The sequence below is a fragment of the Arthrobacter sp. 01T425 genome (genome assembly GCF_056398725.1).
This window is the reverse complement of the sequence record NZ_JBFTPY010000012.1, coordinates 58,164-83,974: the sequence shown is the minus strand read 5'-3', so window position 1 is coordinate 83,974 and position 25,811 is coordinate 58,164. Positions and strand designations below refer to the sequence as shown.

Genomic DNA, 25,811 nt, shown 5'->3' with positions numbered 1-25,811 from the left:
TCTTTTCTGCGCTGGGGTGCTTCGTTGGTGACGGCCGTGATGGCCCGCAGGTGCTGTGCTCCGGAGGTCCGGGGCACGGCAATGACGGGCTAGTTGGGCAGCCGGACGGGCATGACGAGGTAGCGGTAGTCGCCCTGGTCCTCGCCCTCGGCGTCCTGCTGGGCAGTGATCATGGCCGGCTTGGGTGCGGTGGTGAAGGAGAACCGCACAAACTTGGTTTCGATGACGCTGAGGCCCTCGATCAGGTAGTGCGGGTTGAAGGCCACGGTGATGTCTTCACCGGACAGCTGGGCTTCGAGCTCTTCGGAGGCCTGGGCGTCCTCGCCGGTGCCGGCGTCCAGGTGCAGCTGGCCCTGGGTGAACGCGAGCCGGACAGGCGTGTTGCGTTCGGCCACGAGCGAGACGCGGCGCACGGCTTCGACCAGTTCCTGGGTCTGCACAGTGGCGTGGATGGGGGTCGAATCCGGGAAGAGCGAACGGATCTTCGGGTAGTCGCCGTCGACCAGGAGTGAAGTGGTGGTCCTGCCGCCGCTCTCGAAGCCGATCAGCCGGCTGTCGTCGTCGGCGAGGGCGATGTTGATATCGCCGCTGCTGCCCAGGGTTTTCGCCACTTCGTTGAGGGTCTTGGCCTTGACCAGAGCGCTCGTGGAGATGCCCGGCGTCGCAGGCTTCCACGGGACTTCCCGCATGGCCAGGCGGTAGCGGTCGGTGGCCAGGAGGGTGATGAGGTCGTCCTCGATTTCCATCCGCACGCCGGTCAGGATCGGCAGGGTGTCGTCCTTGCTGGCCGCGATGATCACCTGGGATACGGCCTGGGCGAACGAATCGCCGGGCACGGTGCCGCTGATCGTCGGCAGGGCCGGCAGCGGCGGGTATTCAGCCTCGGGCATCGTGGCCAGGTGGAAGCTGCTTCGGCGGCAGGTGAGCGTCACTTTGTTGCCGTCGGTTTCGACCTCGACGGGGGCGGATGGCAGGCTGCGGCAGATGTCCGCGAGCAGGCGGCCCGATACCAGGATAGTGCCCTCGGCGCTGATGTCCGCGGGGATTTCGAGCCTCGCGGAGGTCTCGTAGTCGAAGCTCGACAGGCTGACGGTACCGGCTTCAGCTTTCAGGAGCAGGCCCGAAAGTACGGGAACGGGCGGCCGCGGAGACAACGACCGGGCGGTCCATGTCACGGCTTCTGCCAGGACGTCCCGTTCGACTCTGAACTTCACGGAAGGGTGCCGCCTTTCATTGCTGCTGTTAGTGCTGAAAATCGCTGAAACTGCTCGAGCTGCGGCGGACCTCGGCAGGGACGCCGAATTCCGTCAACAAGGGAATCGTCCGCCCGCCCGGGCCCCATGGCCCGGTAGGAACCACAAAAGATGTCCGGGACGGACGCACTGCAGACAGCTTAGCCCCAAGGTGAGCGTTTCTCCCATCCCCGGGTTACATCGGTGTTGTTCGCGGGGCCGGTCTCCTGCGCCGGTCCGGAACGGGCCTGGGCGCTGCTTGGAGGTGGGAAGGAGATTGTTGTTTGAGGGAATTTCATTTTCTTGGGATTAGTAGTGTTAATAACTGCTGTGGAAACTGTGGATAACTCGATCCTGCCGTGCGAATCCGCGGTTAAGCCCTGTTCATGGACTGTGGGCGGAGCAGGTTTTAAACAGGGTGTGGATGGGGACAAGATTTTTGGCCGGCTGGCCAATCCACAGGCGCCTTAAGGGTTTTAAGCCCATTAACCGCGGTTGTCCCCTTAACTATCCACAGGGTTGTCCACAGGGCCCTGTTAATAAGGTATGAGTGCGCCGGCCGATGGCTCAGGAATTGCGCTGCTGCTGCTTGATCCGGTTGGTCAGCTCGGTCACCTGGTTGTAGATGACCCGGCGCTCGGCCATGAGTTCGCGGATCTTGCGGTCGGCGTGGATCACGGTGGTGTGGTCGCGGCCGCCCAGCTCCTGTCCGATCTTGGGCAGGGACATGTCCGTCAGCTCCCGGCACAGGTACATCGCGATCTGCCGGGCGGTCACCAGCGTGCGGGTGCGCGACTTGCTGCAGAGTTCTTCCATGCTGAGCTTGAAGTAGTCGGCTGTCTGGGTGAGGATCTGCGCCGAGGTGATTTCCTGGGCACCGTCGTCGGTGATCAGGTCCTTGAGCACCATCTCGGCCAGAGCCACATCCACCGGCTGCCGGTTCAGGCTGGCGAACGCCGTGACGCGGATGAGGGCTCCCTCAAGTTCGCGGATGTTGCTGGAAATCTTGGAGGCGATGTATTCGAGCGCATCGTCCGGCGCGGAAAGGCCCTCGCTGAGGGCCTTCTTCCGGAGGATCGCGATGCGGGTCTCCAGTTCGGGCGGCTGGATGTCGGTCAGCAGGCCCCATTCGAAGCGCGACTTCATCCGGTCCTCGAAGCCGGCGAGCAGTTTCGGCGGCTGGTCCGAGGTGATGACCACCTGCTTGTTGTTGTTGTGCAGGGCGTTGAACGTGTGGAAGAACTCCTCCAGCGTCCGGTCCTTGCCGGCCAGGAACTGGATGTCGTCGATCAGCAGCACATCCACGTTGCGGTACGTGGTCTTGAAGCTGGTGCCTTCATCGTCGCGGATGGAGTTGATGAAGTCGTTGGTGAATTCCTCGGAATTGACGTAGCGGACCCGGATCCCGCTGTAGAGCCGGCGCGCATAGTGGCCGATCGCGTGAAGCAGGTGGGTCTTGCCGAGTCCGGAGTCCCCGTAGATGAACAGCGGGTTGTAGGCCTTCGCCGGCGCCTCGGCTACTGCCACGGCGGCTGCGTGGGCGAACCGGTTGGAGGAACCGATCACGAAGGTGTCGAAAACGTACTTCGGATTCAGCCGGCCGAATTCATGCGAGGTGCTCGGCAGCATCGGCTGCGGCTTCAACTCCACGGTCGGGTCGGCGGCCAGGGAAAGTTCGACGGCGGGTTCGGGTTCTGTGTGCAGCGGCACCAGATCCGTGTCGACGTCGATCGCGCAGCGGATTTCGTCGGAGAACACGCTGCGGAGCGCGTCGTCGAGGGCTTCCTTGACCTGGGTCTGCAGCACTTCGCGGGTGAGCTCATTCGGAACTGCAACCAGCAGGGTGGAACCGATGAGCCCCTGCGCCTGGGCGAGGATGACGAAGCCGCGCTGCCGGGGAGAGACACGGTGGTCGTTCTCCAGGAGGCTCACTACCCGCCGCCAGGAACTTCCGACAGTGTTGGCTTGGTTGGCTTCGTCTACTGTCATCAATCAGTTCCTCAAACTTGCTGGCCTGCATTACGTGCATCCACGCGGTCCGGAGCTGTCCACCGGCCGGCTCAATCCACAGGGTTATGCACAGTCCGTGGATAAGGGGTTACTGAGACACTGTAGGGGATGAAAACGCCAGAAGATAGCTGGGTTCAGTCCTGTGGATAATTACACCGTTGTGGTTCTGAAATGGGGTGCGTGACGCACTTCATCCACAGGCTGCGGGAGGAGTTAGCCACAGCTGGGGATAGCGTGCGGCGCGGTCCCCGGTTTGACTCGGGAGGTTGGCAAGCCCTAACGTTGTGAAGTCCCATGTGTACGCTTTTCGCCTCATCTGCATCTTTCCTGACGCCCCGCGTCGTGCGAGATACGAGGGAAGCGGCACATACCAAAACTTAGCGTCGGCCAGTTCTTCCCCTTGATCGGGTGGGCGCACCTTTGATCCACTGGAGTAACTAACGTGAGCAAGCGGACTTTTCAGCCGAATAACCGCCGTCGAGCCAAGAAGCACGGCTTCCGCCTTCGTATGCGTACCCGTGCCGGCCGTGCCATCCTGGCAGCCCGTCGTGGCAAGGGCCGCACCGAACTGTCGGCCTAAATAACTGACTCGTCGGTCCATATCCCTGTGCGAGTTGAACGGTGCTAGCCACCAGGAACCGTCTGCGGACATCAACCGATTTTTCAACAACTGTACGTTCCGGTGTCCGCAATGGACGCCGGAACGTAGTGTTATATGCGGCAGCTCTCGCTGCCGATGAACCAAGCCGGATCGGATTCATCGTTTCCAAGAGTGTCGGGAACGCTGTTGTCAGGAACCTCGTTAAGAGGAGACTGAGAGAAGCCGGTGCATTGTCGTTGCAGAAATACGGCAGCGGGTTCGCCATTGTGGTCCGGGCCCTGCCCGCCGCAGCGGGAGCCAGCTGGGACCAGCTGCTTGCCGACTATGACGCCGCTTTGGAGACGACCATGAAAAGGCTGGGCAACCGCCTTTCGCAGGCTGCTTCACCAGGTTCTAACGAGACGACACAGGAAGGGACCCCGCGTGCGTAACTCAACTGCCGCCGTCGTCCCTCCTGCAAGATCCGCAGCAGCATGGTTGGGCCGGGCAGTCTGGAACCTGCCCCGCGATGTCCTCATCCTGTTGCTCCTGGCGTACCGCAAGGTGATCTCACCGCTGTACGGCCAGGTTTGCCGTTTTTTCCCCAGCTGTTCGGCCTATGCCCTTGAAGCGATCACCGTCCACGGCGCGGTGAAGGGAAGCTGGCTCGCTGCGAGGCGCCTGTTGCGCTGCCATCCATGGAATGCCGGTGGTGTGGACCATGTCCCCGCCGGGCATCGGGAATGGCCCGCGGGCCGCACCCCCACAATTGTTGTGCTGAACAATCCGGACATATACCTGGCTGCTCAGCCTGATGGAGAAGGCCGCACTGCGGCCTGACGAATAGGGAATCGTATGGACATCTTTGGAACAATCTTGGCCCCGTTCAAATGGCTGGTCTCAGCCATCATGGTCGGCTTCCATGACGGACTCAGCGCCATTGGCATGCCGGCGGCCAGCGGCTGGACCTGGACCCTGGCCATCATCGGGCTGGTGCTGGTCATCCGCGCCGCCCTGATTCCCGTCTTCGTCAAGCAGATCAAGGCCCAGCGCGGGATGCAGCTCCTGCAGCCGGACCTGAAGAAAATGCAGGACAAGTACAAGGGCAAGACGGACCAGCTCTCCCGCCAGGCCATGGCGCAGGAACAGATGGCGCTGTACAAGAAGCACGGCACCAACCCGTTCTCCGCCTGCCTGCCCATGCTGATCCAGATGCCCTTCTTCTTTGCGCTCTTCCAGGTGCTCTCCGGCATCAGTTCGGCTAAGGCGGGCGGCCAGGGCATCGGCGCCATGAGCCCGGAACAGGTCAAGCAGTTCGACGAATCCACCATCTTCGGTGCCCCGCTCTCCGCCTCCCTGCTCCACGGCGGCGGCGGGAACCAGATGTCGGTGTGGATCCTCTCCATCGTGATGATCCTGGCCATGACGGCCTCGCAGTTCATCACGCAGAAGCAGATCATGGCCAAGAACATGTCCGAAGAGGCCCTGGCCAGCCCGTTCATGCGCCAGCAGAAAATGATGCTCTACATCCTGCCGGTCGTCTTCGGTGTGGGCGGTATTAACTTCCCCATCGGCGTCCTGATCTACTGGACCACCACCAACCTGTGGACCATGGGACAGCAGTTCTTCGTGATCCGCCGGATGCCTACGCCGGGATCGCCGGCGGCCAAGGCTCTCGCCGAGCGCCGGGCAGCCAAGGGCCTGCCCGCCCTGCCCCTTTTGGGCGGCAAGAAGGTCGACGCCGAGGCCGAAGCCTCCGCCGCGGCCGCCGTCGAAGCCAAGACCCAGCGCGTCCAGCCGCAACGCAAGAACAGGAAGAGGAAGTAATGTCCGCCGAGAGCACCGAACACGCTATTTCCGCCGAGTTTGACGAGGACCGGGACGACGCCCAGAGCGCGGCCGACGACTCGTCACAGGGTGCGGACGCCGGCACCGGCAAGAGTGTTTCCGCCAGCCGCCTCGAAGAAGAAGGCGACGTCGCTGCGGACTACCTCGAGGAACTGCTGGATATCGCGGACATTGATGGCGACATCGACATCGAGGTCCGCAACGGCCGCACCTACATCTCGATCGTCGCCGAAGAGGAAGCCGCCGGGCTGGACAGCCTGGTGGGCCGTGACGGCGAAGTCCTTGAGGCCCTCCAGGAGCTCACGCGGCTCGCGGTCCTCTCCGCGACGGAGAACCGCTCCCGCCTGGTGCTGGATATCAACGGCTACCGTGCCGAGCGCGCCGGCGACCTGCAGAAGATCGCTGAAGACGCCGTCGCCGCTGTGAAGGATTCCGGTGAGGCAGTTGCCCTGGCTCCGATGAGCGCCTACGAACGCAAGATCGTGCATGACGCCGTCGCTGATTTGGGACTCGTGAGCGAGTCCGAAGGCGAAGGCGCCGACCGGCACATCGTTGTCTCCGCAGACTGAACCGTTGACTAGCTTGATGGTTGAAATTACCGCGCCGGAACTCAAGGCAGCAGAGTCCATCTTCGGCGACCGCCTGGAACTGGCGAAACGCTACGTCGAGCACCTGGCGACATCCGGGACCGAGCGGGGCCTGATCGGGCCCCGTGAGGTGCCGCGGCTTTGGAGCCGGCACGTGCTTAACTGCGCCGTCATTGAGAGCCAGATTGCCCACGGAAGCCATGTCGCCGACGTCGGCAGCGGCGCCGGCCTGCCTGGCCTGTGCCTGGCCATTGCGCGGCCGGATCTGGAACTGACGCTGATCGAACCACTGGAGCGCCGCGTCATCTGGCTCCAGGAGGTGGTGGATGATCTTGGCCTCCAGAACGTCACGATCATGCGCACCCGCGCGGAACTCGCAGTGGGACTCGTGAACGCCGACGTCGTGACTGCCCGCGCCGTATCCGCGCTGTCCAATCTCGCCGGGCTGACCATTCCGCTCCTGGCCGGCAAGGGAGAAGTCGTCGCCATCAAGGGACGCAGCGCCGGCGAGGAAATCGAAAAGGCCGCCAAGGTTATCCGCAAACTGGGCGGCATTCAGACGTCCGTGGTGGTGGTGGGTGAAGACCTGCTTGAGGAACCCACCACCGTTGTGCGAATCGTAGTGAACAAGCCTCAAAAGATTACCTAGCACCGGCCCCGGTGCCCGGGGAGTCTGAGGGGAAGAGGTTAGGCTAGTAACCGGCAGTAAGAGCCGAATGAGAGTGAGCGTGTCATAGTGAGCAGTAGCGAAGCCTCCACACAACGGATCCCGCCGTTTGTGTCCCTGGGGTCCGCACGGGCGTTTACGGCTCCTGCAGTAGCTTTTGACTACTCCGGAAATCACACGGCTTCGGTTGCGAAGACGACCGGGATGGCCGGTGTTTCACGTGAAACATCCCTTCCGCACACGGGGAACGTGCTGGATTCCATCGACGATTCCAGTCCCATCGCCCGCGAACTCGCACACGAAAACAAGCGCCGCGAGCGGTTGCTCGGCCGGCAGCTCCCCAAACCGGAGAAAACCCGGATCTTCACCGTTTCCAACCAGAAGGGCGGCGTCGGCAAGACCACGACGACCGTGAACATCGCCGCCGCGCTGGCGGCCGCTGGCCTGAACGTGCTCGTCATCGACATCGATCCGCAGGGCAACGCCTCCACCGCCCTGGGAATCGAGCACCACGCCGATGTCGACAGCATCTACGATGTGCTGATCAATGATGTCCCGCTGAAGGACGTCGTGGCCCCGTGCCCCGACATCGACAACCTGATCTGTGCGCCCGCCACCATCCACCTTGCCGGTGCCGAAATTGAACTCGTCAGCCTGGTGGCCCGCGAGCAGCGGCTGCGCCGCGCAATCGATGTGTACTCCAAGGAGCGCGCCAAGAATGGCGAGGAGCGGCTGGACTACATCTTCATCGACTGCCCGCCGAGCCTCGGGCTCCTGACGGTCAATGCGTTCTGTGCGGCCGGCGAAGTCCTCATCCCGATCCAGTGCGAGTACTACGCCCTCGAAGGCCTCAGCCAGCTCCTGAAGAACATCGAGATGATCCAGAAGCACCTGAACGCTGATCTGGTTGTTTCCACTATTCTGCTGACCATGTATGACGGCCGCACCAACCTCGCCGCCCAGGTGGCAGCCGAGGTCCGGGAACACTTCCCGAAGCAGGTGCTCGGCGCTGTGGTGCCGAGGTCGGTCCGTATTTCCGAGGCGCCGAGCTACCAGCAAACTGTCATGACGTATGATCCTTCTTCCAGCGGTGCCCTGTCCTACCTGGAAGCCGCCGCGGAAATCGCGGAACGTTAGAATCTTTCAAGAATTGCACTAACCAGAGCCAGGTGAATCCCGGCTCTTCCACTGGAGGGATTTATCCATGAGCGATAAGCGACGCGGCCTCGGCCGTGGACTTGGCGCACTCATTCCAAGTTCCGCCGCGGCTAATGCCTCCGGAAACGGTGCTGCCCCGTCCCGGCCCGTGGACCTCTTCTTCCCTGAAGCCCGAAAAAAGACCTCCGACGCCGAGACGCTCGCGGACACCAAGGCCGCGCTGGCCAAGGAGCCGGAGTCCACACCTGTCAAGGCCGACGATTCCGCTGATCTCACGGTTGACACCACTGAAGCAACCAGCGCTGCTGCCGGAGCCGACGTTGCTGCCGACAAAGCCGACGCAGCTGCCGCCGCCGTGACCAAGAAAACCCCCGCCCGAAAGTCGGCTGCCTCCAAGCCGGCGACCGCTGCTGCCAAGGCGGCCGCATCCGACGCCGGCGAACAGCTGACGTTTGACTCCACGCCCGAGCACGGTGACGAGGGAACTGTTGACCTCGTAGAGGTGCCCGGCGTCAGATTTGCCGAAATCCCGGTCACGGACATCCATCCCAACCGCAAGCAGCCCCGCTCGGTCTTCGATGAGGATGACATGGCGGAGCTGGTGCACTCTGTGCGGGAAATTGGCGTCCTCCAGCCAATTGTGGTCCGTACCTCAACCGAAGAGGGTGTCGAACCCTATGAGCTCGTCATGGGTGAGCGACGGTGGCGTGCAGTACAGGCCGCAGGCCTGGAAACTATCCCCGCGATTGTCCGTGACACCACCGATGACGACCTGCTTCGCGACGCGCTGCTGGAGAACCTGCATCGCAGCCAGCTGAATCCGCTCGAAGAGGCGGCGGCCTACCAGCAGCTACTCGAGGACTTCGGCACCACGCACGAGCAGCTGGCGGACCGGATCGGACGTTCGCGTCCCCAGGTTTCCAACACCCTGCGCCTGCTGAAGCTGCCCCCGCTGGTGCAGCGCCGGGTTGCGGCAAATGTCATCTCCGCAGGGCACGCCCGCGCACTCCTGGCACTTCCTGACGCCGCGGCCATGGAACGCCTGGCGCAGAAGATTGTTTCAGAAGGCATGTCGGTCCGGGCGACCGAAGAAGCTGTGACCCTGTATCAGAGCCCCGCCTCGCCGGCCAAGAACAACATCCCGCGGGCCGGAGCCCGCCACGAACGACTGGATTACCTGGCGTCATCGCTGTCTGACCGCCTTGATACTAACGTCAAGATTTCGCTTGGTGCCCGCAAGGGGCGTGTCAGCATTGAGTTCGCCAGCGTCGAGGACCTGAACCGCATCATGGACGTCCTCACGCCGGGAGCGCCTAGCTAGGTCGCGACTCGCTGAGTTCTCCGGGAGGGTCTGTTTCACGTGAAACAGACCCTCCCTTCTTTGTCTCTACCGATGCTGCCGGTGCCGGCGGATTCGGTGGAGCCGAGTTCGGCGCTGCCGTGTTCGCCCACTGCCGGAGAGTTGCGGGGGGTGCCTCTATGGTTTTCGTCAAGCCGCTGGGGTTTAGCCGTGGTTCGTAGAGAGTGCCGTCGCGCAACATGGCGTAGAGGGTGTCGGAACGGCGGCGGGCGAGGGCGATGAGGGCTTGGTTGTGGCGTTGGCCTTCGGTTCGTTTGCGGTCGTAGTAGGCCCTGGATGGCGGGTCCATCAGTGCGGCGAAGGCGGAGAGGAACAGGGCTCGCTTGAGGATCTTGTTTCCTTTCCGCGATGGGTGGTCGCCGCGGATGGATGTCCCGGATCTCCAGGTCACTGGGGCGAGGCCTGCGTAGGAGGCCAGGTGTCCTGCGGATGCGAAGTCTTTGCCGACTATCTCGGTGAGTATCCGTGCTGCGGTCCTGACGCCGACCGCCGGGAGTGACGTCAGGACCGGGTAAAGAGGGTGGGCCTCCACGAGGGCCTCGACCCGGGTGAAGACGGTGTCCCGGGACTCGCGGATGTCGGCGAGCATCCGGGCCAGTTGGGGCAGCACGATCGTGGCCGCGTTCGTCCCCACGACAGTGACTGTTTGCTGGCCGAGCGCGTCGATGATTTCGCCGGCAAGGCGTTCGCCCATCCGGGGTGCACGCTTTTTGAGCCGGTTTCCGATCCTGCGCCGACCTGCATGGCGCAAGGCTTCTGGGGTTGGCCAGGTCCGCAGCAGGTCCGACACTGCCGGGTGGTCCAGGTGCGGGCCAAGGACACGCTCCAGGGCAGGGTGGATCTGGGTCAGCAGGCCTCGGATCCTGTTCGATGTTGCGGTGGCCTGTTTGGCCAAGTCGTCGTCGAAGCCGCAGAGCATGGTCAGTTCGGCGAGCTGTTCATCGGCGATCTGGATGGAGCGCAGTGTGTGGGGCATGGTCCGGGCCGCTTCGGCGATGATGAACGCGTCCCGGGCGTCGGTTTTCGCTTCGCCCGGGTGCAGGTCCGCGATCCGGCGCATCGCCAGCCCGGGCAGGTATCCGACGGTGACACGGGCGGCCTGGGCAACCGCGACGGGGAGTGCACCGATGGTCGCGGGCTGGTCAACGACCAGCAGAATGTGGCCGTGTTTGCCCAGAGAAGTCAGTATTTCGCGGAGCCGGGCCTCGTCGTTGGGCAAAGCCTTGTCGAAGAGCTTCATCCCCGTCCGGTCCACTGCAACGGCGTGGTGCTCGCCGTTGCCGACGTCCAGGCCGATGAAGACATCAATGCTTTCGTGGTTTCCGATCACCTGTACCTCCCCGTCACAGCAGCTGATACCTGTGCTGGACTGTCCGCGGTGTCCGAGCCCGGCATCCACGTTACGCACGACGATCCCAAACTGTCCTGCCTCTATTAGCGGTCTCTCCGGCACCTACCGGACCCCGGTGACAACACCCCCCGGATCATTGACGACTGGGGGCGGCAATCATGCCGGGGCCGGCAGGCCAGCACACCCTCATCCTGCAACAGGAACGGGCTACGAAAAAGCTAACGGGGCGGCACCGGTGGCGCCGACTAGTTCCGGCGGCTCTCTCGCTTCCGTCCTGGCCCGGGCTCTCGCGGGTTGCGGCCGTGGGTGGGGGGCCGACGCAGTGCCGTGGTCTTTCTGTGGAAATCGTCAGCATCGCGGCCCTGCTTGGGCGAGACCGAGGGACACGTGCGGAACGACGGGTTGGTGCTGGGCAGGCGGGTGTCCCTGACTGGGGCGGAGCTTCCTGAGCGTGGAGTCCGATGCGTTTCCGGTGGCCGTACCGTCCACTCTGTTGCGTTCCGTGGGTGGAGCTTCTGATCGCATGGAACGGCCACACCGTGCATAAATGGCAGCTGCACAGTTCTCGTTGTTGCGGAAGGGCCCCCTCTCTGCCGGTGCCGCTGCGATCGCGCTAGTCAGCAACAGCCATCTTCGCCGCCTTCCAGAGCTCACTGACCATCTGGGCTGGAGTGGTCCGTCAATGTTTCACGTGAAACGGGGCCGCGAATCTGCGCCTTGCCCCATCGAACGCCAGGCAGGCTGGGCACCTATGTGAGGAGACAAAAGGGCAGATGAATCCGGCCAGCGGTTGGAGACCGCTGCGCAGTCGTCAATCCGGCAGCCGGACCACATCCCTGCCCATGCGAGTCCGCCTGCGGATTGGCGATCCGGCTCGGCCATTGCGCCGTAGGTGGTCAGCGCAATGCCGGTGGACTGGGGTGCCGACCAGTCGTTTGACCAAGGGTCCATCGTCTGCGTCATGATGGTTCGGCTTCCCCTTGCAAGGAATCGACCCACAGCTATGGCCCACTTTTGCCTGTCGGCCGGGCCGGCCGCGGGTGCGCCATGCGACCACATTGGTCCATGCCGGTGCGAAGCAGGAGAAGCGGCTCACTACGGCGCGGCTGCTGCTTGGCGGCGGAGCAAGCTCGCCGCAGCCACAGACGAACCTCGGAGCGACTGTTGTACCGTTCCCAGTCTCTGCGGGATCACCTGCTCCTGGGCGCCTCTGAAAGCGTCATATGGCGCCGCTACTGCGTTGTATGCCCGCGTGGTTGGCTGAACGAAGGCTAAGCAGGCTGCAGGGCATCCGAAGCCTTGCACGCCTCGGGATGCTCTAATACGGCACTGTCCGGTCCTGGCGGAGGCCGGCGGCACTCTCTCGCTGCTTACGATCACGGGTCGTGGGGGCAGCTTCCGTGAACGAAAATTGAAGTGGGTTGAACCGTGGGTTCGCGCGCGGGCCGGCAGGTTGGTCTGCTTGCTGCTTCGTCGGGTTCGGGCCATGGCTTTGTAGGAACGTTCCGGTGGTTACGGTAGAAATTGGCGCCGGACACGCGCCTCGAAAAGCGAACCTCAACAGAGGTCTCGATGTGGGCGTGGACGAAGATCGGGACAAAGTCGACGGCGCAGACCTGGACGCCGACCTTGGCGCGGGAACGGATGCGGGCCGTGATGCGGACGGTGATCTGGCGTCGGCGCCACAGGAAGCATGTAGTCTCGATCGCATTGTTGAAGACCTCTTGTGGGAGTCTGATCGCGAAAGCTGACCGGAACTGCCTCGCTTTGCGGATGTCTGCGTCCTTCGACTCCCCCGCTAACTTGCCGCTCACCCCTTCGCCGGCTTGCACCCACGTCCCCGATTCCGCATTCGGTACATGATTGTGCCTGTCAGTTTGCCGGGACCCGGGCAAAGGGAACCGGGGCCCTGACACGCATCCTCCCCACCCAGGTAGCCGGGTGCCATGACCGCCAACGTTCTGCTGCAGTCCCATCGCCGCATCCAGCTGTAACCATGCGCCATGGGGCATGCCGGCGTGCCAGGCATGCCTGATCTCCTTGGGGCCCCGGCGGGCGTGCTGTTCCTGCCGCATTTTTCAGCTTCCTCCGGTGAGCCCGACGCCTTATCCAATAGCCGAGATGGCACTCTGGGGGTCTATTCCGGCACTCCGGACACGGCTCCCCTCATCCGGAACAGCACACCGGACGCCTCGCGGGCCCCCCACACTGTGCCGCTGCTGACGCACCTGCCGGCTTGCCAGTACCCGCTTGATGAGAGTGCAGTGCAGATCCTGTACTGCTGCACACCGGCTGATCCTGCTGCAGAGTGTTGGAAGGAGTCTTCCGGTAGGAGCTCAGGCCGCGCGACGCACCCGCGAGAAGGGAAGCGGAGGCCATGTGAAGTAGGGCCGGGGTCGTGCCGACTGATCCCAGACGCCGACCGCGCCTTCCTGTGGATTCGGCCTGGCTGGAACTGTCGGGATGGCTCTTGTGTGGGCATCCAACCGCCATCATAGGGAAGCAGCCGAGCTGCTGCATGTTCCAACTACACGGCTACCCGCGCCGGGTCCGCTCCCCCGGACCAGTGTGTTTCGGGCGGCCAGGTTCGTCGCCCCGGGCACCAGGGCGCAGTTGCCTGCAGGATCCAATCCGCTGATCGCACCGGACCCGTAAGTTGGTGCGGCAACCGGAGGGATTCAAACCGCAAAGAAGGAAGGTCTGCATCCGGACCAATCTGATTGGGTTCGGGACTCGTGCTTGCGCGTGTCACCTGTGCGGGCTCGACCGGCCCGACCGCTTTTGCAGTCCGGTGCCTCCCTCATCCAAATCCCCGGGTCGACTGGCAATGCTTCAGTCGGGACACGTCCAGGGCCGTCTCAATGCAAACAACGCATGGCAAAAACACGGTCGACGAGCCTCTTCGTGTCTGCATCGGCCAACGGACACGGCGGTTCCGCGAGGACCGGAGTGGAAAGATGATCAACCGGACAGACCCAGCGAGTGCGTGAGGCCCGCCAAGGTCTCCGAGCTCAGAGCATGTGAGCTGCCCGGCAAAGCCCACGATTCAGCGGGTGCCGTCGTCGCATCTTGGCCCGGCAAAACGATCCCCTGGACGTGGGGCGGGAGGGTTCCTTGGGACAGTGGCTCCGCTCCCCTGGTCTTCTTGAAGTCCGCCTTGCGCTGTGGAACAAGCTGGCTTCGGCCGGCGCGACGGGCGATGCAATGACACGTCGGCGGTCCCGGCGCTCGACGAGTTTTGGTTCGACCCACGTGGATTTGCAGCTCCCGGCCGCCCTGGGATGACACGTCCGGAGGGTACTTCACCGCAGGTCAAAGCTGCATCCAGGTGAGGTTCGCGGGGCCGCTCCCGGCCCGAGTTTTAGCCAGCGGCCGGTCGATGGCGCGGTGGATAGGGCGGTGGATATTGCTGTGGATAACTTTGTGGATTAGTGACTGACGGCAGCCCGCTCGGGACGCCAGATTCTTGTACGAGCTGCTGCCGTGACAACTGCCACGAAGCTCCTTTAAGGGCCCACTGTCCGTTTCACGTGAAACATGATTATGGTGTGCAGCGACGATGGTCGAAGCATTCGCGAAGATGTACTAAATCGCCGTTCAACGGTTAATTTTTCGGGGATATTCGCTCGAACACCTGATTGCGAGCCGGAGTTCCTCATTGGGGTCCAGGACATATCCCCGGCACGGTGGGTGGCTGGTCAGAGGACCAGTGCCGGAGGGGCGACGGCGCTCGGCCGCTCACCAGGAAGGGCATGTGAATAATCTCTCAGCACCTGTGGATAACGGTGTGAATAACTTCTGTGGAGAAACTGGTGGATATCGAGTGAGCTCCGGATCATATAGCCGCTGGACAGACCGGAAATGCTTGGGTGTCGGCCACCGCCGACCTCCGCTTGGTACCCAGGTCGGCGGTCGTGATGGCTCGTGGATTGACGGTCGGAAGGCCTGCACCGGTCACTATGAGAGTGGGGAATTGCGGACAGACGCCGAGGGCTCGAAGGACATCCATAGCGGGCAGCGGCGGTTGCGGCGCCTGCCGGGGCGGGGGCAGGTTCGCGGCTGGACCTGGGTGTCCTTGGTCTTGCCGCCATGGAATCGAACCTGCTGCGCCGCGACTGTCAGGGCACAGACACCAACCTTCATGAGAACAAGACTTCATGAGAGCAGGCGTGCGATCTTCTTGTCCCGCGAATGCCGAATTGGCCCTACTCGGGGACACAAGAGCCGGCCCAATCCGGTCCCCTCTAGAGCAAAATGGGGCGACCAGCTGCTGACGGCACAGGAGTTTGGGCAAGCTTAATGCAGCTTGAGTGGAGCCTGAGATCGAACCGGGCCGGGGCGGAGACAGTGGGCATTGATCAACGGAGACAATATCATGGCGCGAGCTGAACGGAGATGGTGTTTGGGGAACCGATCAGCCCACGAACTCTGAACAGGCAGTGCACGATTGACTTTGCCGCCGCCGGATGAGCCCTGGACAGGAACCTTGGTGAAGCGGAGCAGCGACTCGTACAGGGGCGTAGGACGCGGACCGGAGGCTGCGACGGTCCAATTGTCGGGACGAGCCATGGATTGGACAAAATGTCGGACCTAACCGTCAGAATCGCCTCCGAGCCGGGCCCTGTGTTTGGTCGGGTGCCCTATGGAATGCAGGACCGGTTCCGTGCGTCCCACGCCGCGCAGGGTGCGGGAACTGCGCCGGCCGTAACGGCGGCGGGGCGTGTTCATTCGATGACTGACTGCCGCAGCGATCCGAAATTGATCATCGGTTCGCTTTCAAATCAAACAACATAGGCCCATGGTCGTAGGCGGGCGGCCGAGAACGCCCATGAACACTCTGCCCCAAGCTCCGGCGGCTGAGCACAGGCAAGTCCCCTCGCCGGTTCCGGGGCGCACTGCACGCCGCTTCAAAGGCACCCACGTTCGCCTTTCCCCACACACGGCGGGTCACAGAGGCCTGAAGGCTGGCGGCCGTTCCCCCGTCGGTGGCTACGGACGGGAATCTTGGGTCTGCTTCGCCGCAGACTGTTTCTGGTCCGCCGACATGTTTCACGTGAAACTAGGCGGTCTGGAGATGTTGGGACGGGATCGGATCCGGTGAACCGTACGAAATCCGGTCTGTTGTGCGGAATTTGGGTCGGAGCCGGCGGTGCTGGAGCGAGCGTTAGGGCGAGGAACGATGGCGTTCACGGGCGCAGGCCAACGTCCCTGGGGCCGCTCGGCCAAGGTTGGGCCAGGCCTTTCCAGCAGGGAGGCGCAGACCATCAAGCGCATCTTTGCGTCCCACCGACCTTTTTTCCTGCGGAAATGGGCACGCTGAATTGGTAACCGCAGAGGATTATCGAAGAGTTAACTATTACTTCGCTCCAAGTTGCGATTTATGGATTGCGACTAGGGGTGTTTCACGTGAAACATCGGCGCGGGGGGGTGGGCGGAAGTAGTCGGCACTCTCGCGACGTGCACACCCGTTTCACGTGAAACATGGGTAGCGTGGAGGTGGGCCGGACAATTCGGCAGCTGCGACGTACACACCTGTTTCACGTGAAACAGGGTCCGAACCGGGCGGCCGGTGGCTACGGCCGGTCGTGACTGGCCGGCATTGATCGCCGTTCTTGGAAAACGGGGCGAATGTGTGTGTTAGAGACATTCGATCGCAGTCCTGGTCACCCGCCGACTAGTCTACTATTTTGCCGCGGACCCGGGTGACCCCCAACTCTCCCCGGACCCGTGGCGGACGTGCAGGAGCAGTCATGGCGTGTTGCGCTGGCAGGAGGGCCCTGGCCCTGCCCGAACTCGGGGCGGCAGCGGAGTGCGGCGCCGCCTTAACGGCAGTATCGGCGGAAGCCTTCCCGTCAGAAAACCACGAACCTAGTATAAGTGAGACCTCTACCGTAGACTCCCCCGCGGCGGGCCGCGAGTGTTGGAGTGCATTTCGAGTCCGGACTCATCCGAAAGCCGTCCCAAACTTCATGACCCTGGAAGTTGGATGTTTCACGTGAAACACGTCCATTACGCGACATGGCGCATGGTGCTTCGGTGGAATTTGGGCAACCAACCCTCGGCATAAACGCAGTCAACGCAAATCGACTGTGATGTTCTAATGGGAACCCGCTGTGTCTACGCACAGGTTCACATCGCGCACCGAACTGATAAGTGGGGGTGCAGCGGTCATCATGTTTCACGTGAAACAAGAGGGTGGCGTCCCCTAAGCAACGGCCAAACACCTTCCGTGACTGTCAGCACGAATAGCAGTTCGCCGGCCGAGGGATAGCCCATTTCACAAGACGGCGGCGCCCAGGGGAATTGTGAGCCAGCAGACCAAAAAACCAATCCGATAGACAGCCACCCAAGGTTGCAAAACCGTTCATGGCAGATTTAGGGGCTGTCCCTACTCCCCGATCGTGGGCCGTGGAGCACAACAAAAAAATGGCCCCCGCCAGAAGCGGGGGCCACTTTCGGTCAGCCTAGGACAGGACGTCCGCAAATTCCTTCTCGAAGAACTGCTTGGGCCGGGCGCCGATCACGGTGCCCTTGACCTCGCCGCCCTGGAACAGGTACACGGCAGGGATGGAGGTGATGCCGTACTCGGCAGCGATGGCCGGGTTGTCGTCAACGTTCACCTTGACCACATCAACCTTCTCGCCGTACTCGACCGAAATCTCGTCAAGAATCGGACCGAGCTTGCGGCAGGGGCCGCACCATTCGGCCCAGAAATCGACAATGACGGGCTTCTCGGAGGCCAGTACATCAGTGCTGAAGCTGGCGTCCGTTACGTCTTTTGCGTTGCTCATAACCTTTGTCTCTCTTCCGTTGGTTGCTGCGCGCCGGTTAGGCGTGGAAATCTGCGAGGTAGTGCTCGACGTCGAGGGCGGCCACGCACCCGGAACCGGAGGCTGTGATGGCCTGGCGGTAGGTCGGATCAATGACGTCACCGGCAGCGAAGACGCCCTGGACGCTGGTCTTCGAGGTGCGGCCGTCCACGGCGATGGTTCCCTCTGCGGTCAGCTCGAGTTTGCCCTTGACCAGATCGGTGCGGGGATCGTTGCCGATTGCCACGAATACTCCGGTTACGGCCAGTTCGGATTCCGTGCCGTCCACCAGGTTCTTCAACCGCAATGCGGTGACTTTGTCCTGTCCCAACACGTCTTCCACACCGGTGTTCCACACAAAGTTGATCTTCTCGTGGGCCAAGGCGCGGTCAGCCATGATCTTTGAAGCGCGGAGGGCATCGCGGCGGTGGACCACCGTGACGGACTTGGCGAACTTGGTGAGGAACAGGGCCTCTTCCATGGCGGAGTCGCCGCCGCCAATGACGGCAATGTCTTGATCCTTGAAGAAGAAACCGTCGCAGGTTGCACACCAGCTCACACCGTGGCCCGAAAGCCTCTTCTCGTTCGGCAAGCCGAGCTCGCGGTAGGCCGAACCGGTGGAAAGAATGATGGAACGGGCCTTGAAGGTCTCCCCCGTACCGATGGTGACGGTCTTGACGTCGCCGTCGAGGTCCAAATCGGTGACGTCCTCAAACTGGATCTCCGTGCCGAAACGGGCGGCCTGCTTCTCGAAGTTCTCCATCAGGTCCGGGCCCATGATGCCGTCGGGGAACCCTGGGTAGTTCTCCACGTCCGTAGTGTTCATCAGTTCGCCGCCGGCCGTAACCGAGCCTGCCAGGAGCAGCGGCTTCAGGTTCGCGCGCGCCGTGTACACCGCTGCGGTGTAGCCCGCCGGGCCGGAGCCGACGATGATGACATCACGTACTTCGGAGGCAGTGTTTTCTGCGTTGCTCACTGAACGGTGAACCTCTTCCTTTGTCGATGCGCCCGCCTCGATGGCCGGCCACATGGCACAACTATTGCCGGGCATTGAATATTCCGGCCGAAATGGGCGTCACGGAGCAACACCACTACTCAGGGTACCGGTTTGCCGGGGCCGGGGCCGGAGACGGCCCAGGATTACCGGCCATCCGGCGGGCGTGGCCTCCGCTGCACGACAGCCGCCTTAGGGCGCAGCGGCAGCCTTAGAGCGCAGCCGCAGCCTTACAGCGCAGCCGCCGCCTTTGGGCGCAGCGGCAGCCGCGCAGGGCCGTTACTGGACTTTGATTTCGGCCAAGCGCAGGCCGTACCCATAGCGGGTCTTGGGTGCGGCCAGCTTCGGAAGCTTCTTGATGGACACGATCACGTACTGCGCCGTGACGGGTTCAGACAGCGGCATGGTCAGGTCCGGTGACGTAAAGCTGTTGCTGCCAATCTGCTTTGCACCGTCCAGGGTCGGCTTGTCATTGGTGAAGACGCTGATGTTGCCACCGGAGGCCCCCAACTGGCTCAGAGTGACGGAGGAGACCTTGGAAGGGTCCTTCAGCTTGACCACGAGCGGAACTTCGGAGGCGAGTCCGCCCCAGTCGTCCGTCGCGAATTCCATGTCTGACCAGAAGCTCGCGCCGTTCCCGTCAAAAGTCTTGACGAGGTCGGAGTCGTAATTTCCGGCGAAATCGAAGTTGCCGAGTCGCGTCACGTCTTCGATGACGGGCGGTCCGGCCGCCGGCGCCTCGGTGGCGGTCGACGACGGCTGCGCGGTGGACGGTTCCGGTGCGCTGGAGGAGGCGGAGGTTGCGGCGTTGGTCTGCGGGCTGCTCTTGAAGAGGCTGCCAAGGTTGGTGACCGCGAAGATCAGGCCGACCACCAGCACGGCAGCCAGGAGCCCGCCCACCAGCCAGCGCATGGAACGCGGCTCCCGGTTGGGCTCGTCCTCGTCTTCGTACTCGTACTCGTCCTCATCCTGGTCGACGGCGGCACGGGCGGAGGCGGGGAAGTTGCCCGGAGCCCGATCCGCCGAGTCGAAGCCGGCAGCAGCCACTCCGGCAGCCGCGGCTGCGCCGCCGTGGTGCTCTCCGCCGCGGTGATCGTCACCGGTGTAGTCGTCGTCGGACCACAAGGAAACTTTTGGTGCCGCGGCGGTTGCCGGCTGCTGCGCTGCCGCTTCGGCCTGGCGGGGCGCGCCGCCGTTCTGGACGGGCTGCGGCGCCGTTGAATGCGCCGCCGTCTCCTGCGGTGCGGTTGTGGGGGCCTTGGGTGCCCTGGCGGCCGCCGCGGCTGCTGCCGCGGCAGCAGGAGCGGAAGCGGGCCGCGACGGTACTCCCGCGGGGGGCGGTGCCGGAGAAGCCGGCGGCTGTGCGTTTGTGCCCTGGGCCTGGCCATAGTTGATGTACCCGGCGTCGACTTCCTCGTCGTCGTAAAGCCCGTCGTAGGTTTCGGGTTCGTGGGAGCGGGCCTGCCCAAAGATCTCGCTGCCCAGCGTGTCCGTGAAGAAGGGTTCGACGTACGGCGGGTTGGAAGAGACCACAAGATCCAGCAGATCCGCGGCCGAGGTGTGATTGGTGATCAGGTACGTGGTGGCGTCGCTGACGCCAAGATCGAGGATCTGCACGTTGCCGGGACGTTCGCCCGTGGCCACTTCACGGGCGCTCTGGGCCACCTGGTCGGCGTTGCCCGGGCCTGCGACGAGTATGCTCACGGGGCGGTTGAGCACCTGGTCCACACCGTCCAGCACCAGATCCTGGTCATGTGAGGTCAGTACGGTGGCAGTGACCTTGTAGCGGCCACCGAGTACTGATCCGACATCGATCGGGTGGGACACGGGCTCCTCCTAGACTGTCCGGGACCTGCCGACGTGGTCACTCCGAGAGCGACCGTGTGCCCTCCGGTAAGCCGGTTGACCGCTGGTCCGCAACTTCCCTTGTTAGTCTTCGATCCTAGCCGATGCTCTGTCCAGGCCGCGTGAGCACGGCAGTTCGAAACGGAGCCGGGATCATTTTTTCTTTTTCCCGCCAAACGGGAAGTAGGGGTTGTGGCCGGCCGGCCCCTGGTAGGTGCGGCGGCCCGGCAGGGGAACATCGCCCTTGCCCAAGCCGCCCTGCGCGGTGCTGGGGAGGTCTTCTGCCGGCAGGTAACCGCCCTCCGGGCCCGCGGGACGGCCGTAAGGGAACGAGTCCTCTTCTCTGATGTCGGGACCGGCACGGAACGACTCGGCGTCGAACTCGCCGGAAATTCGCGGAATCAGGCCCGTATCCACCGAGACGGTGGCCCGCTCCGGTGCCCTCCGGACCTCCGCCGCGCCGCCTGCCTGCGGCCCCGTGCCGGGCCCTGCGGCGGTGCTGCGCCGGAGCCGCCCAAGCAGCGGCTGCAGGAGGTCCTGCAGCTCGGTGACCCGGAAGAGCTTCAGCAGCAGGAAATAGGCGGCCAGCATGACGGGACCGACGACGACGATTGTCACCAGGGCGGCGGTCCGGTCGCTCCAGGCGTAGCCGTCCGGGTTGTAGCTGCCCAGCAGCCACAACGCCACAGCTCCGGCGAGGGCGGAACCCAGGGCCGCATACCCCATGCGGATGTAGGAGCTGGCGATGCGGGGCCCGTCGAGGTGGCCCAGGAGCCGGCGCAGGAAGGTCGCGCTGACGATCACGGAAAGGATGTTGCCGGCCGTGTAGAGGATCGCGATGGCGAAGATGATCTGATCGAACGGCAGGAACTGGATCGCGAACGCGGCCGACAGGTTGACCAGCGCCAGGACCAGCTGGATGAAGAACGGCGTCCGTGCGTCCTCATTGGCGTAGAACACCCGCGACATCATGAAGTTGGCGCTCATGAACGGGGTGCTGAGGGCCAGGATCGTGAGGGTTTGGGCCAGCATGACGCCGTCCAGGCGATTGTTGCCGGAGAAGAACATGCCCAGCGGTCCGGCCAGCGCGAAGAGCGCCAGCGCGCCGAAGACGGTTGCCACGGCCATGGTCCGCAGCCCGTGGGAGAGCGCGTTTCGCAGGGCGGCCCGGTCACCGTCCTGGGACGCCCGGGTCATCCGGTTGAACAGCACGGTGGCCAGGGACAGGGCAATGATGGAGTGCGGCAGCAGGTACAGCTGGCTGGCCACCTCCAGCACCGCGTTGCCCGGAATGAAGGCTGCCGCGGGATCCCCGGCCTGCTGGAGGCGGAGCCGTTCCGCGCCCGGGATCGTCGCGATGCGCATGACGTAAAGGAAGGCGAACTGCCCGACGGCGGCTGTCGCCAGGGTCCAGACGCTCAGCTTCGCGGCATGGCCCAGACCGACCCCGCGCCAGCCGAAGCGCGGCCGCAGCCCCAGCCGGAGCCTGAACACGGGGATGAGCAGCACGGCGGTCTGGGTGACGACGCCGATTGTGGAGAACCCGGCGACGAGGATGGTCTGGAACGGGCCCCAGTTGTCGATCGTGTGCGGGTTGGTGGCGTTGGACCCCATGATGCCGATGAACATGCCCAGCCCGGCGATCGCCACGACGTTGTTGATGATTGGCGCCCACATCGCGGGTCCAAAGGCCCCGTGGGCGTTGAGGACCTGGGTCAGCAGGGCGTACAGGCCGTAGAAGAAGATCTGCGGAAGGCACCAGAACGCGAACGACACCGCGAGGGCCTTCTGCTGCGGCGAGTAGCCCTGGGTGGTCAGTTGAATGACTGACGGCGCCAGGAGCGTGACCAGCAGCGTGAGAACGAGCAGCACCAGCACCGCCAGCGTCAGCAGCCGGCTGATGTAGTCCGCTCCCTTGTCCGGCGCCTTGCTGGCTTTGATGATCTGCGGCACCAGAACAGCATTGAACACCCCGCCGGCCACCAGCAGGAAGATCAGGTTGGGAAGGTTGTTGGCGTTGATGAAAGTGTCGTTGACCGTCGAGCCCAGGCCCAGGGCGGCGGCCAGCATCCAGGTCTTGGCGAAGCCCAGGAAACGCGAAACGAGGGTTCCGGCAGCCATGACGGCGCTGGAACGGGCTTCTCCGGATTGGGCAGCTTTGGAATCGGCGGGGCCGGAGGGTACGGGGGCGGGTTTGGCTGATGACATCGTCTTCATCGTCTCACCCGCGCGGGGCATTAGTCGCTATCCGTGGACGTGACCGGCCGCACCGGCGGCCTTCAGCGGTCTTCCGGCAGGACTTCTTTGGCCAGATCCGCGATGCGGCGTTCGTTGGGGAAGGACAGCTTGCGCGCCAGCTCCTGGATCGGAACCCACGCGACGTCCACGGCTTCTTTGTCCGGATCGTTTTCGATGGTGAGTTCCCCGCCGGTGGCCCGCAACAGGTAGTGGTGCACGGTCTTGTGGACGCGGTGCCCGCTCACGGTGAACCAGTAGTCGATGCTTCCCAGCGGTGCCAGGATCCTGCCTTCGATCCCGGTTTCCTCGGCGATCTCGCGGACCGCGGCTTCCTCGTTGCTTTCCTTGCCTTCCGGGTGGCCCTTCGGCAGGCACCACTCGAGACGTCCGCCGCGGTTAAGGCGCGCGATGATCGCTACCCGCAGGTCGGCGTCGGACATGTCCACCACGACGCCGCCGGCGGAGATTTCCTCCACGGTGGGCAGGGAGGCCTGGCCCGTGTGCTGGACAGGCGCGACGTTGGCACCTATTGCCGACGGCAACGGTGCGTTTGTCCTCCTGCCGGGAGCGCTCGGTACGGGATGGGCCATGAGGTCCACTCTAACGACTCTTGCCCGCTGTTGATGACCTAAACATGGCCGGAAAGTAGACGGCCGGGAAAGTCGGCCCGCGCCGGTTCGTGCGCAATCGTGACGAACCCGCCGGATCCTTGCGGGTTCCGGTGTGGTGCTGGCGCGGTTTTCTGACAAGCTTAAGTAACTATGGCGCACGCACATCACAAGACTGACTCCCACACCGTTTCTTTCCAGGTGGATCCGGTGGTTCTGGAGCTCGGGCAGCGCTTCGTGGACGCCGGCCACGAGCTGTCCCTCGTGGGCGGGCCGGTCCGTGACCTTTTTCTTGGCCGGGTCTCGCCCGACCTGGACTTCACCACTGACGCCACTCCGGACCAGACGGTTGCCCTGATCAAGAAATGGGCGGACAACTACTGGGAGATCGGGCGCGCCTTCGGCACCATCGGGATGCGCAAGGACGACTTCCAGATCGAAATCACCACCTACCGGGCCGACGCCTATGATCCGGAGTCCCGCAAGCCGATAGTGGCCTTCGGAACATCCCTGACGGATGACCTGTTGCGGCGGGACTTCACGATCAATGCCATGGCCCTGCGGCTGCCCATGCTGGAGCTCGTCGATCCTTTCGGCGGCGTCCGCGACCTGCACGCCTCGATCCTCAACACGCCCGGGCCGCCGGAAACGTCCTTCTCCGACGACCCCCTGCGCATGATGCGCGCCGCGAGGTTCGCGGCCCAACTGGGGGTGTCGCTGCACGCCGACGTCCGCGAGGCCATGGTCCGGATGGCTGAACGGATCAGCATCATCTCGGCCGAACGCGTGCGCGATGAACTGATCAAGCTCATCTGCGCCGCGCAACCGCGGGCCGGCGTGGACCTGCTCGTCGATACCGGACTTGCGGACCTGGTGCTGCCGGAAGTCTCGGCCCTGCGCCTGGAATCCGATGAACACCACCGCCACAAGGACGTCTACCAGCACTCGCTGCAGGTCCTGGAACAGGCAGCAGCGCTGGAGTCGAAGGCGGACGGCCCGGTTCCCGGCCCGGACTTCGTGTTGCGGTTCGCCGCCCTCATGCACGACGTCGGCAAGCCGGCCACGCGCCGCTTTGAACCGGGCGGCGCAGTGAGCTTCCGCCACCACGACATGGTGGGCGCCAAGCTGACCGCCAAGCGCATGAAGGCGCTGCGCTTCGACAACGACACCATCAAGGCCGTGGCCAGGCTTGTGGAGCTGCACATGCGCTTTTACGGCTACGGTGAGGCCGGCTGGAGCGATTCCGCGGTGCGCCGCTACATCACCGACGCCGGTCCCCTCCTGGAGCGCCTGCACCGGCTCACCCGCTCCGACGTCACCACCCGGAACCAGCGCAAGGCGGACCGGCTGTCCTTCGCCTACGACGACCTCGAGGACAGGATTGCGGCGCTGCGGGAGCAGGAGTCCCTCGACGCCGTCCGCCCGGACCTGGACGGCGGCCGGATTATGGCGCTGCTTGGTCTCAAGCCCGGTCCCGTGGTGGGCCGCGCCTACAAATTCCTGCTGGAAGAACGCATGGAGCACGGCCCGCTCGATCCCGCCGTCGCCGAATCCCGCCTGCGGGACTGGTGGGCGGCACAGCCCGAGGCGGCGCCCGCCGGCGCCGAACTCTCCACCACTGAGGAGTCCTAAGTGATTGCACCATCCAACGGCCCCCGCCCCCAACTGTGGATCCTGCGGCACGGTGAAACAGAGTGGTCCAAGAGCGGGCAATACACCGGTCTCACGGACATGCCCCTCACGGTGGAAGGCGAGCAGCAGGCCGTGGAGGCGCGCAGGGTGCTCGAGACCGTCGACTTCGACCTCGTACTGACCTCACCCCTGCGCCGTGCCCGCCGGACCGCCGAACTCGCCGGCTACCCCGACGCCCAGTTGGAGCCGCTGGCGGTGGAGTGGGACTACGGCGACTATGAGGGCATCAGCTCGGACCTCATCCGCAAGGACAACCCCGAATACCTGATCTGGACGCACGGCGTGCCCAATGGTGAAGCGCTCGACGACGTCGCCGCCCGCGCGGACAAGATCGTGGCCCGGGTGCTCGAATCGGGCCTGGACAATGTGCTGATCGTCGCGCACGGGCATTTCTCCCGCATCCTGACCGCCCGGTGGCTCGGATTGGACCCCCGCGAGGGCCGGCATTTCGTGTTGGGGACCGCCAAAGTCTGCACACTGGGATGGGATAAGAAGACACCGGCAATCGTGCGCTGGGGACTCTAAAACCGGTTTTTAAAACAAAGTTAAAAAAAGTTTATGAATTCGGTAGGCAACTGCCGCATTCGTAGTGTATTTTTATTTCTGACCCCAAGGCGACTTGCCGGGGTCACGGCGCGCGTCGCCCGGCCTGTCAGCCGGAGCCACGGCAGAACAGAAAAGGAGGTTGGGAAAATGATGATTACTTTGACTAGCGGATGGATGTACTCCACCACCGCCAACCCGGCCTCGTTCGCTGACCCGCGCCCAAATGTCGGACTGACTGTTTCCTGACCGCTTTCCCGTCCCAGGCAATGCAGCCTGGGGCCCGCGG

18 protein-coding genes and 1 pseudogene are annotated in these 25,811 nt (G+C 63.7%); 11 read left to right on the top strand and 8 right to left on the bottom strand.

The annotated features are described in order from the left end of the window. Window positions 1-89: 89 nt before the first annotated feature. Both dnaN and dnaA read right to left on the bottom strand, forming a co-directional pair. A complete protein-coding gene (dnaN, locus tag AC1DNG_RS14395; RefSeq protein WP_018775670.1) occupies window positions 90-1,214 on the bottom strand; it encodes a DNA polymerase III subunit beta in 1,125 nt (374 codons plus the stop codon). Between the two features lie 585 nt (window positions 1,215-1,799). Then, window positions 1,800-3,221: a chromosomal replication initiator protein DnaA gene (gene dnaA, locus AC1DNG_RS14390; RefSeq protein ID WP_018775671.1), complete on the bottom strand. Its 1,422-nt coding sequence runs from the start codon at window positions 3,219-3,221 to the stop codon at window positions 1,800-1,802. Between the two features lie 463 nt (window positions 3,222-3,684). On the opposite strand from dnaA, the gene rpmH reads away from it, so the two are divergent. From rpmH to AC1DNG_RS14350, 8 genes are all read left to right on the top strand, one after another. After that, window positions 3,685-3,822 carry a 50S ribosomal protein L34 gene (rpmH, locus tag AC1DNG_RS14385; protein WP_003800212.1) on the top strand — a complete coding sequence of 46 codons (138 nt, stop codon included), beginning with the start codon at window positions 3,685-3,687 and terminating at the stop codon, window positions 3,820-3,822. A 41-nt stretch (window positions 3,823-3,863) separates the two neighbouring features. Next, window positions 3,864-4,274 carry a ribonuclease P protein component gene (rnpA, locus tag AC1DNG_RS14380; RefSeq protein WP_079552763.1) on the top strand — a complete coding sequence of 137 codons (411 nt, stop codon included), beginning with the start codon at window positions 3,864-3,866 and terminating at the stop codon, window positions 4,272-4,274. Continuing rightward, window positions 4,267-4,662 carry a membrane protein insertion efficiency factor YidD gene (gene yidD / locus AC1DNG_RS14375; protein WP_230009110.1) on the top strand — a complete coding sequence of 132 codons (396 nt, stop codon included), beginning with the start codon at window positions 4,267-4,269 and terminating at the stop codon, window positions 4,660-4,662. The genes rnpA and yidD overlap by 8 nt, the downstream gene beginning before the upstream one ends. A gap of 15 nt (window positions 4,663-4,677) precedes the next feature. Continuing rightward, a complete protein-coding gene (yidC, locus tag AC1DNG_RS14370; RefSeq protein ID WP_223914872.1) occupies window positions 4,678-5,649 on the top strand; it encodes a membrane protein insertase YidC in 972 nt (323 codons plus the stop codon). Further along, window positions 5,649-6,239, top strand: coding sequence for a Jag family protein (locus AC1DNG_RS14365; RefSeq protein WP_476856762.1), 591 nt, complete (start codon window positions 5,649-5,651; stop codon window positions 6,237-6,239). Before yidC ends, AC1DNG_RS14365 begins: the two co-directional genes overlap by 1 nt. Before the next feature lie 16 nt (window positions 6,240-6,255). Next, complete coding sequence (gene rsmG, locus AC1DNG_RS14360) at window positions 6,256-6,906, top strand: 16S rRNA (guanine(527)-N(7))-methyltransferase RsmG (RefSeq protein WP_370116794.1); 651 nt, start codon at window positions 6,256-6,258, stop codon at window positions 6,904-6,906. A gap of 87 nt (window positions 6,907-6,993) precedes the next feature. After that, window positions 6,994-8,061, top strand: coding sequence for a ParA family protein (locus tag AC1DNG_RS14355; protein ID WP_275450894.1), 1,068 nt, complete (start codon window positions 6,994-6,996; stop codon window positions 8,059-8,061). Between the two features lie 67 nt (window positions 8,062-8,128). Then, window positions 8,129-9,403, top strand: a complete 1,275-nt coding sequence (locus AC1DNG_RS14350; RefSeq protein WP_476856763.1) for a ParB/RepB/Spo0J family partition protein — start codon at window positions 8,129-8,131, stop codon at window positions 9,401-9,403. A gap of 187 nt (window positions 9,404-9,590) precedes the next feature. Here AC1DNG_RS14350 and AC1DNG_RS14345 read toward each other — a convergent pair. Beyond that, window positions 9,591-10,837: pseudogene (locus AC1DNG_RS14345) on the bottom strand (IS110 family RNA-guided transposase); the annotation flags it as partial. 1,464 nt (window positions 10,838-12,301) lie between these two features. On the opposite strand from AC1DNG_RS14345, the gene AC1DNG_RS14340 reads away from it, so the two are divergent. Continuing rightward, window positions 12,302-12,544, top strand: coding sequence for a hypothetical protein (locus tag AC1DNG_RS14340; protein WP_230008313.1), 243 nt, complete (start codon window positions 12,302-12,304; stop codon window positions 12,542-12,544). Between the two features lie 4,713 nt (window positions 12,545-17,257). Here AC1DNG_RS14340 and trxA read toward each other — a convergent pair. The 5 genes from trxA to AC1DNG_RS14315 form a co-directional block, all read right to left on the bottom strand. Further along, window positions 17,258-17,584, bottom strand: coding sequence for a thioredoxin (trxA, locus tag AC1DNG_RS14335; protein ID WP_223914875.1), 327 nt, complete (start codon window positions 17,582-17,584; stop codon window positions 17,258-17,260). A 37-nt stretch (window positions 17,585-17,621) separates the two neighbouring features. Beyond that, window positions 17,622-18,578, bottom strand: a complete 957-nt coding sequence (gene trxB, locus AC1DNG_RS14330; RefSeq protein WP_028277980.1) for a thioredoxin-disulfide reductase — start codon at window positions 18,576-18,578, stop codon at window positions 17,622-17,624. Between the two features lie 297 nt (window positions 18,579-18,875). Continuing rightward, complete coding sequence (locus tag AC1DNG_RS14325) at window positions 18,876-20,423, bottom strand: ABC transporter substrate-binding protein (RefSeq protein WP_476856764.1); 1,548 nt, start codon at window positions 20,421-20,423, stop codon at window positions 18,876-18,878. Between the two features lie 171 nt (window positions 20,424-20,594). Next, a complete protein-coding gene (gene murJ / locus AC1DNG_RS14320; RefSeq protein WP_476856794.1) occupies window positions 20,595-22,658 on the bottom strand; it encodes a murein biosynthesis integral membrane protein MurJ in 2,064 nt (687 codons plus the stop codon). Between the two features lie 62 nt (window positions 22,659-22,720). Then, window positions 22,721-23,269, bottom strand: coding sequence for an NUDIX hydrolase (locus AC1DNG_RS14315; protein ID WP_223914878.1), 549 nt, complete (start codon window positions 23,267-23,269; stop codon window positions 22,721-22,723). Between the two features lie 171 nt (window positions 23,270-23,440). Here AC1DNG_RS14315 and AC1DNG_RS14310 point away from each other — a divergent pair, with 171 nt between their 5' ends. Continuing rightward, window positions 23,441-24,919, top strand: a complete 1,479-nt coding sequence (locus tag AC1DNG_RS14310) for a CCA tRNA nucleotidyltransferase (RefSeq protein ID WP_223914879.1) — start codon at window positions 23,441-23,443, stop codon at window positions 24,917-24,919. After that, window positions 24,920-25,504: a histidine phosphatase family protein gene (locus tag AC1DNG_RS14305; protein ID WP_028277661.1), complete on the top strand. Its 585-nt coding sequence runs from the start codon at window positions 24,920-24,922 to the stop codon at window positions 25,502-25,504. Window positions 25,505-25,811: the final 307 nt, after the last annotated feature.